Source organism: Microbulbifer maximicatervae (SeqCode) (genome assembly GCF_052466985.1).
Genome location: NZ_CP174298.1, coordinates 1,399,044 through 1,413,099 on the forward strand (window position 1 = coordinate 1,399,044; position 14,056 = coordinate 1,413,099).

At 49.1% G+C, this 14,056-nt stretch carries 8 protein-coding genes; 3 read left to right on the forward strand and 5 right to left on the reverse strand.

Going from position 1 to position 14,056, the window contains the following annotated elements; all coding sequences use genetic code 11:
* Positions 1 to 215: 215 nt before the first annotated feature.
* Both ACJJI3_RS06165 and pbpC read left to right on the forward strand, forming a co-directional pair.
* A complete protein-coding gene (locus ACJJI3_RS06165) occupies positions 216 to 5,333 on the forward strand; it encodes an alpha-2-macroglobulin family protein (protein WP_444941862.1) in 5,118 nt (1,705 codons plus the stop codon).
* Positions 5,330 to 7,696 carry a penicillin-binding protein 1C gene (pbpC, locus tag ACJJI3_RS06170; protein WP_444941863.1) on the forward strand — a complete coding sequence of 789 codons (2,367 nt, stop codon included), beginning with the start codon at positions 5,330 to 5,332 and terminating at the stop codon, positions 7,694 to 7,696. The genes ACJJI3_RS06165 and pbpC overlap by 4 nt, the downstream gene beginning before the upstream one ends.
* A 243-nt stretch (positions 7,697 to 7,939) precedes the next feature.
* On the opposite strand, the gene ACJJI3_RS06175 is transcribed toward pbpC, so the two are convergent.
* The 3 genes from ACJJI3_RS06175 to ACJJI3_RS06185 all read right to left on the reverse strand — a co-directional run bounded on the left by ACJJI3_RS06175 (position 7,940) and on the right by ACJJI3_RS06185 (position 10,744).
* Positions 7,940 to 8,851: a right-handed parallel beta-helix repeat-containing protein gene (locus ACJJI3_RS06175; protein WP_444941864.1), complete on the reverse strand. Its 912-nt coding sequence runs from the start codon at positions 8,849 to 8,851 to the stop codon at positions 7,940 to 7,942.
* Positions 8,852 to 9,118: 267 nt separating this feature from the next.
* Positions 9,119 to 9,721, reverse strand: a complete 603-nt coding sequence (locus tag ACJJI3_RS06180; RefSeq protein ID WP_444912953.1) for a nitroreductase family protein — start codon at positions 9,719 to 9,721, stop codon at positions 9,119 to 9,121.
* Between the two features lie 117 nt (positions 9,722 to 9,838).
* Positions 9,839 to 10,744, reverse strand: coding sequence for a LysR family transcriptional regulator (locus tag ACJJI3_RS06185; protein ID WP_444941865.1), 906 nt, complete (start codon positions 10,742 to 10,744; stop codon positions 9,839 to 9,841).
* Positions 10,745 to 10,847: 103 nt separating this feature from the next.
* Between ACJJI3_RS06185 and ACJJI3_RS06190 the strand changes: the two genes are divergently transcribed.
* The gene (locus ACJJI3_RS06190) at positions 10,848 to 11,780 is read left to right on the forward strand and encodes a DMT family transporter (RefSeq protein WP_444941866.1); all 933 of its coding nucleotides are present in this window, start codon (positions 10,848 to 10,850) and stop codon (positions 11,778 to 11,780) included.
* A 58-nt stretch (positions 11,781 to 11,838) separates the two neighbouring features.
* Here the strand turns inward: ACJJI3_RS06190 and ACJJI3_RS06195 are convergent, their stop codons facing one another.
* The gene (locus ACJJI3_RS06195) at positions 11,839 to 12,084 is read right to left on the reverse strand and encodes a DUF2164 domain-containing protein (protein ID WP_444941867.1); all 246 of its coding nucleotides are present in this window, start codon (positions 12,082 to 12,084) and stop codon (positions 11,839 to 11,841) included.
* Between the two features lie 149 nt (positions 12,085 to 12,233).
* Complete coding sequence (locus ACJJI3_RS06200; RefSeq protein ID WP_444941868.1) at positions 12,234 to 13,787, reverse strand: alkaline phosphatase D family protein; 1,554 nt, start codon at positions 13,785 to 13,787, stop codon at positions 12,234 to 12,236.
* Positions 13,788 to 14,056: the final 269 nt, after the last annotated feature.

Consider the following 14,056-nt stretch of genomic DNA (forward strand, 5'->3'; position numbering starts at 1 on the left):
CATAGAACAGGAAGGTCGCTTACCCCCTAAGCCACCTAATTGCCACCCCACCATTCCATAAATTTATTTTCCAGCCATCAGTAATCCCGCCTCACATTGATACACTCTTGCATCAGAAGTAGATACCGAGCACGGAAACCATGGAGGAAACTTGAGACATATTTAAAGACGGACTAAATTGTGCGCCGTTAAATGGATTCTATAAGGAAATACCCATGTCCCTTCACCGCTCACCACGCTGGATTGCGGTCATTCTTCTTTGTCTTATTGCTATGGCTTGCTCACAAGAAAAGTCAGAGAAGAAACTCGCTGACACCCCCAAGCTTGCGGAAGGCGGGAGCGTTGAAGAGGGTAACAACCAGGCACAAGTTCTCAACCCCACTGAGAAAGTGCATGAAAAAGAAGCGGCCTCTTCTAGTGAAATAAGCTCGAAATCTGATGACGCTCAGCGCACTTCTGAAACTAATTCTACTGAGCTGACAGAGAATGATGCTACCCCTGCACAAGTCACAGCCAGCACTCAAATCTCCGGGGATCACTTTCTAAAGGTCCTCCACATTGGGGAGCGGACGTTTAAAGATGCAAGGGCCATCGCAGTTATCTTTTCTGAACCTTTACTGGGCAATGCCCATTTTGGCTCCTACTTGAATCTATCCCGTGACGATGGCGAGCGTGTAAATGGTGGTTGGGTTCTCTCTGATAACCAGAAAATTCTCTATTTTCCTCGTATTGAACCAGATACTCGCTATAAACTCACCGTGCTCCCGGGTCTGCCCAGCGAAAACGGCTTGGAGTTACAGGAAGAGAAACAGGAGAGGATTCGCACCCGACGGATTGAGCCCAGTATCAGCTTTGCAAGCAATGGAAGTATTTTTCCCGCGACGGTAACTCCCGGCCTACCTGTTACTGCAGTCAGTGTTGAGGCAGCACAGATACACTTCCATAGAGTGAAACCTGAGCATTATTCCGAGTTCTTCAGGCTGATCAAAAGCCAGTCACTAAAATACTACTATCGCTTAAAGTCCCTCAATCAAGTGGCCGATTTTGTCTATAGTGCCCAGTTCAATCTCACCAAGGAGAAATACGTCCAGCGAGATTTCGACCTCTCTATCGGGCATATAAAGCCCCTGCAACAACCAGGAATCTATGTCGCAGTTATGCAGCCTGCAGGCGTGTATGACACCAACCTCTATGATGTCACCCACTTCTCCATCTCCAACTTAGGCCTTCATGCGCGGTACTATCCAAACAGTGTTGACCTCTATGTTTCATCTCTGGATGAAGGGCAGGCTCTTAAGGGCATTGAGGTTGAGCTGCTCAACAACAAAGGGGAGCTAATCCAGCAATACACAACCGACCAAGACGGCCAGGTGCGCTTTGCTCTGACGCAGGAACAGGAAGGCTCACAGCGCTTCTTCATCGCAAGAGATCCTGATACCGGTCACTTCTCCATACTCGACCTACGTAAACCTGCATTGGACCTTTCGGATTTTCAGTTGGGCCAGCGCCCTTCGAGACCGATGGAGTTTTTCATGTATGGCCCGCGAGATCTGTATCGCCCCAATGAATCGATCCAGGTGAGCGGGCTGCTGCGCAATTATGATGGTCGCTATATCAAAGACCTGCCGATCAAGGCAGAACTCATAAAGCCGGACAATACCAGCGCGCGCGCATTCACATGGCACGCCAGCGCACCCGGATACTACGAAAAGCTTATCCCACTTCCACAAAATGCACCTACCGGTGACTGGCGCCTGGATGTTGAGCTAGCCGATGGGCGCAAAGTGAAATATCCATTTAAGGTAGAAGAATTCCTGCCAGAGCGAATGAAGCTGGTTTTGCAAGACGGTGAAGAGCGCAGCCTGGTAGAGGGCCACAAAGAATCTTTCGAACTTCAAGTAGAAGGTAGTTATCTCTATGGTGCGCCAGCGGCAAAGAACCGCCTGGAAACTCTGGTGCAAATTAGCCACTATCGCGAGCCCTTCCCCCAGTGGAAAGGGTTCTTATTTGGGAACACTAATGAATCTTTGCCCACGCGACAGTTTCATGCGCCTACGATTGAACTCAATGAGGAAGGGTTGAGCAATCTGACCTTGCGCTCCCGTTGGAAACGAGCAAAGAGCCCGCTGAAAATCAACTTAGTTTCCAGCCTGTTCGAATCCGGCGGCCGCCCGGTAACTCGCCAACATCCAGTCCTGGTATGGCCCACACACCCGGTGGTAGGTATTCGCCCAAATTTTGGAGAGGAAAACCCATCGGCCAACAGCAGGCCTGAATTTGAAATAGTGGTTGCAGACGCACAGGGCGAGCCTGTTATCGGACGGAATCTCAAAGCGGTGTTAATTTCCGAAGACCGCCAGTACTTTTGGGAGTACTCTGCAAATCGGGGCTGGCACTATGAATACTCAAGTGCTGAATTTGAAACTTTCAGTCGCCAGCTCCAAATCACCGAAGAGCAGCCCCTGAAGCTCACGGTCCCAGTGGAACACGGCCACTACCGTTTAGAAGTCACTGATACCAATACGGGGGCAACCAGTAGCTTACGCTTCCACGCCGGCCGGGACTGGTTTTACTGGTGGCGTAAGGATCAAGTAGCCAAAGGCCAGGCTGCGCGTCCGGATACCGTGGCCCTGTCACTGGATAAACCAAGGTACTCTTCTGGAGATCTGGCGCAACTCACCATAGTACCGCCCGCTGACGGAGAGGCGTTGGTGTTGGTGGAGAGCGACCAACTATTGTGGTCCAAACGACTACCTGTAGAAAAGTCGGGCACCAATATCGAAATCCCAATCTCTCCTGAGTGGGATCGCCACGACACCTATATTTCTGTTACTGCTCTGCGCCCTGCGGACAAAAATGAGCGTATCGCCCCCAATCGCGCTTTTGGTCTCGCCCACCTGCCCCTGGATCGCGATCCTCGGCGTCTGCCCATTTCACTGGAAGCGCCCACGAATGCCCTGCCCGGCTCGGAAATTGAAGTTACCATTTCTGCCAGCGAAAATTCTATTGAACAAAACGGAAGCAAAGCCTGGGCCACCCTGGCCGCCGTCGATGTCGGCGTACTCAATATCACCCGCTTCAAAACCCCGGATCCCTTCGAGGCCTTTTTTGGCCAGCGCCGTTACGGTGTGGATGTAAGGGATATCTATCATCGCATTATTGAATCCAACAGTGGCAAACTGGTGGAGCAACGTTTTGGCGGCGATGCGGAACTGGCCCGAGGCGGCGAAGAGCCCAACTCCGACGTTCAAATAGTATCTTTATTCTCGGGACCCGTTGAATTTGATACTCAGGGCCAAGCAAAGGTCGCGCTACAACTACCGGAGTTTAACGGACAGCTGCGCCTGATGGCGGTTTCTTTCAGCAAAGACCGATTCGGTAGCACCGACGGAGAAGTAACAGTCGCCTCACCGGTTGTCACCCAAGCCGCCTTGCCTCGCTTTATGGCCCCTGGTGATAGCAGCACACTGGCCCTTGACCTCAATAACTTAAGTGGCCGCTCCCAAAAACTCACTGTAAATATGCAATCAGTGGGCGCGGTAGATTTGGAAATGGGTGAGCGGTTGCTGGAACTGGCGGATGGTGAACGCAAAACTTTGCGCTTCCCAATCACCGCCAAAGATGCCACCGGAGATGCGGAGTTCAAACTGGTCGTGCAGGGTGCCGTCGATAAAGATGGAAATGATATCGATATCGAACAGAAGTGGCGCCTGGGCGTGCGCCCCGCTTGGCCGGCAACCACACGCAACCAGCGCAGACTCCTGTCCCAGGGCGAGAGCTTCAGTGCCGATAGCAGCTTCCTGGATTCCCTAATGCCTGGAACTGTTCAAACCCTGGTATCCCTGGACAGCCGACCGCAACTGCAGTTACAGGATCACCTATCCAACCTCCTGCAATACCCCTACGGCTGCCTGGAACAAACCTCCAGCCGGACCTTCCCACTAGTCATGGCAACGCCGCAGCGACAGCAAAAACTGGGCCTTGAACCTCTGGATGAGAATGAGCGGGCCGAGCGTATCGACGCAGGTATTGAACGCATTTTCAGTATGCAAAAAGGGAACGGCAGCTTTGGCCTATGGAGTTCCGAGTCTTCCGAAAGCCAGTGGCTAACCGCCTATGTAGTCGATCTTCTATTGCGGGCCCGGGACCAGGGAATCGTATTTGACAATAACCGCCTGGAATCCGCACTCAAGCGCCTGCAGGACTATGCCCGTGAGCGCGGTGCTTTCTATCAGCAACGCTATAGCTATAGTCCCGATTTCTATGCTTATGCCGCAAGAGCTTACGCAGCCTATGTGCTCTCACGAGTACAGAAAGTGTCTCTCGGGCAACTGCGTACCCTTTATGAAAGCGGCTCGAGCCTGACCCAATCTCCCTTGCCAAACCTGCATATGGCAATCGCTTTGCACACCATGGGCGATGCCACCCTGGCCCAGGAGGCCCTGCAAAAAGCGCTTAAAATCGAGCGCAAACGCCGCAGCTACTATGGCGATTATGGATCAGACCTACGGGATACGGCTCAAATGATCTCCCTGCTCCTAGAGCACAATTTCGCAGGTGATAAAACGGAATCCCTGGTGTTCGAGCTGGCCGATCTTCTCCACGGTCGCCAATATCTCAGCACCCAGGAGCGCAATAGTGTGTTTATGGCTGGAGCACAGTTGCAACTCAATAGCAGCGCAAACTGGTCTGCGACTTTGGCCAGTATTGATGGCTTGCGCGAGCTCAATAGCGATAACCCGCACAGCGCATTATTCCGCGGGCGCGAAGCCGCCAGCGCACTTGAGGTAACTGCACAGATAGAAAAGCTCTATGCAGCAATCACTATCAATGGTTACAGCAAGAAGTCACCTGAGGCGGAGATGGATAAAGGTGTCAGAATTAAACGCAGCTACCACAATTTGGATGGCACGGAAGTCATCCCCAACCAGGTTCGTGAGGGCGAGCTTTACCTGGTGCGTTTGCAAATTGATGCGGACCAACGCCTGCCCGACCTACTTGCAGTGGACCTATTGCCCGCAGGTTTTGAGCTGGAGAATCAAAACCTGGCCGACAGTGTCAAAGTGGATGAACTCGAGTTCGATGGCAAAAGTATTGCCCAGTGGCAGGACACCCAGGACAATATCCAACACACTGAATATCGCGATGACCGCTTTGTGGCGGCACTGGATCAGCTGAGATACAAAACCACCAATCTCTTCTATATCACCCGCGCAGTAACCCCCGGCAACTATCAGGTACCCCCACCCTACGTAGAGGATATGTACAAACCGGAACGCTTCGCTATCGGTGAAAATCCCCTAACGCAAATGCGGGTAATCGGTAAACAGTGAAGCTGTTGGCCACTATCCGGAGAGCCTGGCAAAGCAGCAGTCGCAGAGTTCGCGCACTGCTGCTTGCGCCCGCCGCCCTCACAGCGGTACTGCTACTGCTCGACTTTGCTTTCCCTCCTCCTCTTCCCGAAACTCAAGATTTTGCACGAGTCGTTGCAGATCGTTACGGCAAACCACTACGTTTCTTTGCCGACAGTCGCGGAGTTTGGAGATACCCAATATCTCGGGAAAATGTATCACCGCGCTTTATCGAAGCTCTTCTCACCTACGAAGACCGACACTTCTATCGGCACCCCGGAGTAAATCCGCTAGCCCTATTGCGAGCTTCAGTCCAATACCTTCGCAATGGACGAGTCGTTTCCGGCGGTTCCACTCTCACCATGCAGGTAGCGCGACTACTGGACCCACACCGCAAAACTCTGCCGGGCAAAACCAAGCAGATATTGCGTGCATTGCAATTGGAGTGGCACTTCAGCAAGAATGAAATTCTCGATCTGTACCTGAACCTCGCACCTTACGGCGGCAATATTGAAGGCGTGGAAGCAGCCAGCCGTCTATACCTGCGTAAATCAGCCTCCGATCTTACCCATGCGGAAGCTGCACTGCTAGCTGTACTGCCTCAGGCGCCGAGCCGCCTGCGACCAGATCGGCATCCTCTAAAGGCACAAAAAGCCCGGGACAAAGTTCTGGATAGACTGCAGTCATTTACCGTCTGGAGCGCAGAGGATGTTAAACGCGCCCAGCTTGAGCAGGTCTATGCGGAACGCTTGGAATTCCCGCAAAACGCCCCGCACCTAGCCCGCAGACTGGTAAATACCATCAGCGACCAAGAAGTTATTCGCACCACAATCGACGGCAACATCCAGCGCGGATTGGAAGATTTCCTTCGGGATCATATGGATAGCTATCCAGCCAAAACATCTGCAGCTGTTGTAGTTTTGGAGAATTCCGATTTATCCGTGCGAGCCTACGTGGGAGCTTCTCATTTTGGTAACGGGCGCCGCTATGGCTATGTGGATATGGCCAGGGCTGTACGCTCACCGGGCTCTACGCTCAAACCCTTTTTGTACGGACTTGCCATTGATGAGGACCTGATTCACAGCGCCTCCCTGCTCAGCGATGCGCCCCGCATCTACGGCGATTACCGCCCTGAAAATTTCCATCGAGGCTTCGCCGGCCCTGTCACCGCCACTGCCGCCCTTCAGAAATCTCTCAATGTCCCTGCAGTTCAGCTACTGGAACATTACGGCCCCGGTCGATTGGCCGCAGCCCTGGAGAATGCCGGACTAGCACTAGAGTTTCCCAGTGGTGGTAGACCCAACTTGGCCATGATTTTGGGGGGCGTAGGTGCTCGTCTTGACCAGCTGACAGGTATTTATGCCGCACTGGCACGGGGAGGCCAGACTGCAGCTCCCCGCTATTTACCCGAGGAGCCCGTACGTGAAAGGCATCTGATGTCTTCTGAGGCGGCTTGGATTACATTTGAAATGCTCGCTTCCAATCGCGGAGGTTCCCGCCGTTGGCGCAATCTGGTGCGACAAAACAAGGCAGATATCGCCTGGAAGACAGGCACCAGCTACGGCTATCGGGATGCCTGGGCGATTGGCGTAACTCCCGGCTACACCGTCGGCATTTGGGTAGGCCGACCGGATGGCACTCCCCTACCCGGTTACTATGGCTCCATTAGTGCCACACCTCTGTTGAACGCAGTTATCGCCGCATTACCAGACAACAAACAACAGCACCTGAAAAAGCCAGACTCAGTAACTCAAGAGACTATTTGTTGGCCGCTTGGGGGCCAGAAGACGCTCACACAAACCAGCCACTGCCATCTGCAACACAACGCCTGGTTAATCCAAGGGCGCACACCCAGAACACTATCGCCGCAAGGTGAGCCTCTGCGGGCAGCACAAACCTTTAGTTTCTTTGCAAACCGGCAAGGTATGCGGGTAAAGCCCAGTTGTATGGATTCTACTACTGAAAGGCATAGCCTAGCCCTTTGGCCGAAAGAACTGGAATCCTGGCTACCTGAAAACCACACCCGGGCCCAACAAATTCCTCCGACGGCTCCCAAGTGTTACACCCCGACTGCAACAACGGGGACTCCACTAAAGATTATCGGAGCTGGAGATGGTAACCAGTATCGACCTACCGGCAAAAATGCCCCACTTCCGCGTTTAACTCTGAGCGCGATTGGCGGACAGGGAAAGCGCTATTGGTTCCTAAACGGTGAGCCCAAGGGCGAAACCCTCGGAAACGAAAACCTAGCACTATTTCCGGGAAGTGGTAAGCACCAAATTGCTGTACTGGATGCTAGCGGGAATGTCGATCGGATTGAGATTTTTGTAGGAAACGACAACTGATTTTCATAAAGCAGAAGACTGCCATGTCGTTTCTCTCACAGAACATATCCCTTAGTGTCACCCTATCGGCAATCGAGTGTCAGCATTGGCGTGGAACATCGTAGTTCGGGTTTAATTTTAGTAACTCCCAAAATAGGGAACACACGAATGCACAGCACACCTTAAACGCAGTATATCTTTCCGTCTTCTCCAACAGTATCACTTACACGCTTCTACTTTCCCCAGATTAAAACCTCCCCGATCTTAATCCAAACAGGCAGGTTCTGCTGTTACATGAGTATTGCCAATCCAAGTATTACTTCCACTACAGGTTGGATCGCTAGGATCACGTAAATCAAATGCAGAATTATCAAGCGATGTATTACCTACCACCACATTATTCTCATTATTGAATCCAGCGATATTGATACCGGCTATATCAGGCGAGCCATTTGTCCCATTTTCCATTACTATATTTTGTATTATAGAAGTACTTGATACATCCACATTGAGTTCAATCCCATTACTCGCACTGCCGGTTACAAAGTTCTGAATAACTGTTGTGTTACTTTCATTAATATCAATTCCGTTATCACCATCAGTACTACCGACAACAGTATTTAGCTGAACCAGTGTAAACACACCATTTACCGTAATCCCCTGATCACCGGCTGATTCAATATAATTATTGATAATTTGGTTTCGATCGCCTCTAACATCTATACCATCATCATTGCCAGTATCAATAATTTGATTCCCAACAATATTATTGGAGTCACTATCAATAACAATTCCCTCTCGTGGAGAGTTTAAGATCATAATTCCATCTATGGTATGAAATCCATCTCCCTCCAGGTTTAAACCATCTGGACAGTCGGTTATCGTCCCACCATAAACGGCACCAGATAATCCATTAACCAAAATTCCAGCGATACCTTCTAGATTTGGGTTATCACAAATAATTTCCCCGCCCTCTGCCATCGTAAGGCTTCCACCGGGTCCAGTTACTGTTACCGCATAGGGATTCGCCAGGCTCAGTTCACAATTCAGCGTTTCCGACAGGGTTTCAGCTGTTGTTATTACATCGCCACAATCAACAGCCATAACAAGTGGTGATGAGAATAAAGTAGCACTTGTGACGAAAGCTGTGACTAACTTGTGGTAATAGGTGTTCATAGCAGGTCCCTCTCATTGATATAAGAAAATTGTAGGCATAAGCCACCCTTCACGTATCCAATATCAATGAAAAGAATTTATTCTGAGCCTAAGGGGGCTTTCATTATATTGCTCTATATCCCATCTATTGTATGAGCTAGGCAAGCATAACGAAACTTTGATAACGCCAGTAAATAGACACTGTAATTGCCTTTACAATTTACCCAATTAATCTTTGAGGCCTACTAAAAGAACCTCAATAGCGATTCACCCCTATTTATCATCTCCTTAAAAGCTATTCTCGAACAGGACGTCATTTATCGACAGCTGTCCACCACGCCCATTCGCAACTTTTGCCGCTTTTCCAATCACTATCATCATCCCGATCAAATAACCTTCGGGCAAATTGATCAGCTCAGCGACTCTCTCTGGGTCAAAACCAACCATTGCACCAGTGTCATATCCCATCGACTTTGCCGCTAACATCATGGTTTGTGCTGCCAATCCACAGCTTCGAATAGCCTCGTCCCGCTGTAGTTGCTGCTTACCCTTGTAGAACTCAGTTAGCATTGGCACTAACACATCCCTAGCCTCTTTCGGCGCTTCGGCCCAGTACCGCTCCGGCCGGTCGCTCCAGGCATTAATATCTGCACAAAGTATGATCAACTCAGAAGCATCTTCTACTTGCTGTTGCCCCCAGGCTGCATCTTTAAGCTGACTGCGAAGGGAAATATCTGTGACACGCAGGAAACGCCAGTGCTGAATATTGTAAGAAGTCGGCGACAACATGGTCGCCTGGACCAGACGGGTGAAGTCCTCGGCAGGCATCTCTGCAGTGATATCGAAATGCTTAACCGAGCGGCGGGATTCAACAGCTTTAAACAATTCCATAGTTTCTCTCTGACTATCGTTCGTTGATTGAATGTCGATGAGAAGAAGCTTATTGGGTTTCCCTATCGCTGATAATGGGGTTCGACGGAGACTTACTGTTGACGAAAGGTTAACAATTTACTGATCCCAGTAAGGTGTATCGCCGCCAAAGTACTCTATTGCAAAGTCTATAAAGGCGCGGACTTTGGCTGGCATAAACTGCCGCTCAGGGAAAACCGCGTAGATAGACTTGGCAGGCATCTGGTACTCCTCGAATAGAGGAATTAGCTTTCCAGCCTCAATATCTGGTCCTGCGACAAAGGTAGGTAAACGGCCAATTCCTACTCCATGGAGCAGAGCCTCCCTCAGTGCCTCGCTGTTATTTACCCGGTAGTTACCCTTCACCTCGATGGTATGTAAGTGATTGTCTTTGATAAAACCCCACTCTTTCACATCCCTGGAATAAGTAAAAATCAGGCAATTATGGGCGGTCAACTGCTCCAGTTCTGTGGGCTCTCCGAATTCCTTCAAGTAGGAAGGTGACGCACAGAGTACACTTTTCAGAGGTGCAAGTTTGCGGGCAATCAGGCTGGTATCGGGAAGGTCACCTCCGCGAATAGCGATATCAAAGCCCTCCCCCACTAAATCGACAACTTTATCGTCCAGTATCATGTCGATACTAATCTCGGGGTAACGCTTCATAAATACGGGAATTAAGGGAGCCAGATGCAATCTACCAAAGGACATAGGAGCATTGATCCGCAAGCGCCCCCGAGGCTCCCCCTGTAGCTGCAAAACTGCGTCTTGTGCATCTTTGGCTGATTTATAAGCAATGCGTGCGTGCTCATAAAAATGCTCCCCAGCCTCCGTCAGGCTCAACTTTCGCGTAGTTCTGTGCAAAAGCTTCACCCCAAGCCACAGCTCCAACTGGGTAACCCGCTTGCTTACCGCTGATTTTGAGATGCCAAGTAACTTTGCCGCCGGGGAAAAGCCACCGGTTTCTGCCACAGTCACAAATATTGGAATCGCTGCAATTGTCTCCATAAGCGACTGTTTCCTTCTCCTCAACAGTGAGTGTCTATAATGCTGGATTATCAGTTTACCAGAAACGACATACACTTATCTCTCGCTAATAGAGGGAAGAAGCATGAGTGAGCTTACCAGGGGCATAACCCCATCAACTACAAGCCCCAACACCTCGCTCTGGTGGGTTCACTGCCTGATGATACTTTGTACACTACTGGTTGCAGGATCATTTCCTATTGGGGAGTTAATCGCCGATTCACTCCCGGCGGATTCCATGATGTTGATTCGATTCTTAATTGCGGCGGGACTATTTGCACCCTTCATATTTTTAAAGCACGGGATTCAGCTTCCAGAGCCAAAAAAACTACTGGGGTATGCACTACTCAGTATCCCATTGGTTGTCTTTTTCTGGTGTATGTTTGAAGCACTCAAATACACCACCGCAGTGAATACCGGCGCTCTTTTTACAACCGTCCCGGCGATGACTGCCATCTTTACTTTGATCATCAATGGCGAGCGAAGCAGCACCCGAAAAGTTATCGGCCTAACCCTTGGGACTCTGGGTGCAGCCTGGATTGTATTCAAGGGGAGTATCTCAACAGCGATAGCGCTAGACCTAAACAAAGGGGATTGGATATTCACCCTAGGTGCTATATCACTCAGTTTATATAACCCGCTTATCAAGAAGGTTCACTCAGGGGAGCCTACAGAGGTCATGACGTTCTGGGTTATTCTATTTGGCGCGCTCTGGTTACTATTGCTCTCTTTTCCAAACTTGAACCAGATAGAATGGCGAAATATACCCACCGAGACTTACGGCGGGCTATTCTATTTAGCCTTATTCTCAACTTTAATTAGTTTTTTCCTGCTGCAATTCAGCACATTAAGGATCGGGGCAACCAAAGTTGCGGCGTATAGCTTCTTGAATCCGATATTTGTACTTATAGTGGCCATAGTATTGGAAATGGCAAACTTTAATATCAGCTTTATACCTGGAATAGTATTGGTTTTTGCAGCCATGCTATTTATCCAGGCGGAAAAACCTAAGGAATAATATCTCTGAACAGCATATAAGAGATAGAATCGTACTGTCATCAACAGGTGCAATAATTCTAGTCGACAGGCTTTTCTATCTCATAAATTGCATCAGAAATATCCTCCAACTTAGAGGACACTATTACCTGAGCATCATGTAAACCCTGATTATAAAATCCGGCCCCCAACTCCTTTGCAAGGAAATCAATAAAGAACTCCGCTTCAAAACCGCCAATTTCCAGCTCAAATTCTTTAGACAAATAGCCCCTGACCTTCTCGATTAGCTCTAATTTCCGTCTCTCTTCCAATTGTATTTCGGACATACTTCTACCTTGCATTAAAGAAAGCATGCAAGTATGACACAAATATATTAATCGTGGCGCCCCCAAGCAATTATAGAATCTTCTACAATATATTTCAGGGGAGAGGTATCCAAATTCAAATCTCTATCGATTATTTGTTGCGATAATACCTAATCCACTACTTTAATTTTTGATGTCCCATACTCACTGACAATATCTCCGTAAGTATCAGCGCTCGGACCATTTATAGATCTTACTGTTTCATAGAGCCGCCATCGACCTGTAAACTGATCACTTTCAAATTTACTAATCAAGTAACCTGCTCTATTCCCTTTGCGGAACTTCATATGAGGATTTTTCTTTAACGTAGTCTCGGTGCTACGGTTATCTGCGATTTCGTACCAAATAGCACCACCATCCCCGCGGGTCAGGGATGGAGCCGTTATTTCAATCGCGACATTATCTCTACCCGCATTGTAATCATCCGCAAAGGGATCTAAGGCGAGCCCTGAGGCCATTGCTTTATGTAACCCCCCGGACAAGACCACGATATTGTCTTCAAGCTCACCAAATAAATTCAATAACCAGTTATGGGATTGGGGGTATCCTCGCCAGGCACTCGGGGAGTAATTGTTCCACCATTCAAAAACCGGTGCCCCAGAGCAAACTATTCGCCAGCGCGCACTGGATTGCTTAATGGCCTGCTCAAACCATGTCGCCTGTTCCTGACCAATAATACTGCGGCCAGGGTAATCAAATTCAGAAAATATAGGTTGCCGTTTCTTGAAGTTATCCGGCATATCATTGATTGGCTCATCCCGATCATAGAAGCACATATCCAGGAAGAAGATATCAGCCATTTCACCATAAGGAACAGAGCGCCATACTCGCCTCGGCGCACTAAAACGGATTGGCATCCAAAGGAAGAAGGTTTCCATTGCAGCTTCCATCACTTCTTCGAAGTCAGCTCCGTTGATTTCCGGCCCCTCTCGCCAAACACCATTTCTCAGGTCGCCATCATCCCAAATCACCATCCAGGTGTGCATTTGATGTGCTTGCTGTAGAAATTCATCCCTTCTAATTTCAGAGTATCTAGCGCGGTAACTCTCCCGGTCAAATTTGAAGTCAGAGTACTCAAACTTACGGTAGTCACCAGAATTTGAGGATGCATAGGAGTAGTCCCCCAGGTGGATAACAGCATCAATATTCTGCTCCCGCTCCACCATATCCCGGTAGCCTACAAACTCCCCATGCTCAAAATGTGAGCAGGAAGTAACAACAAACTTAAGAAAAGAAACATCCTCGCTAGTCGCTGGAGCCAATTTTATGCGACCGACAGAAGAAGTCTGATCCCGGTACTTAAATCGGTAGGTATAATCCCGACCGTAGTTTAGTTCTGTAACATCCAGCTTAACCGTAAAGTCTTTTGATTCATCCGTTTGCAGATACCCGGATGAAACAATCTGGCCAAACGTATCGTCGAGAGCAACTTCCCAATAGACAAGGGGAGAAACCTCCTCAGTGGTTACCCTTGTCCAAATAATAACCGAATTGGCTGTTGGGTCTCCGGAGGCTACGCCATGCATAAAGTAGCTCGAGGTACTAGCGAACCCATCATACTCATAATCGAGCACATCACTACTGGCCCTCAGCGATGGCGCCATAGCGCTAACGGTTAACAGCCCACCCCATTTTAAAAGCGTCCGTCGATCAAATCTGTTCATTGTAAGCAACCTTGCCCTTGCCACGGTATAAATGTTGACACGCAAGTGAAGCAAACGATGATGACAAACAGGTTAAGGCTAAACTTCCTTTAAAAACGCAAGATCCTATTCCATTGGAAAGCTAAAATTTTCCTACAAGTATTTTCACTCACAGTTGCTTCCAAATAGCTTACAACACATGTTTTGGGGTAATTACAGCAACAGATTATTTATTGCTCTAGATAGCTCACAATAATATTTTTCCAGAACAGCTGAATTAATTACATCAT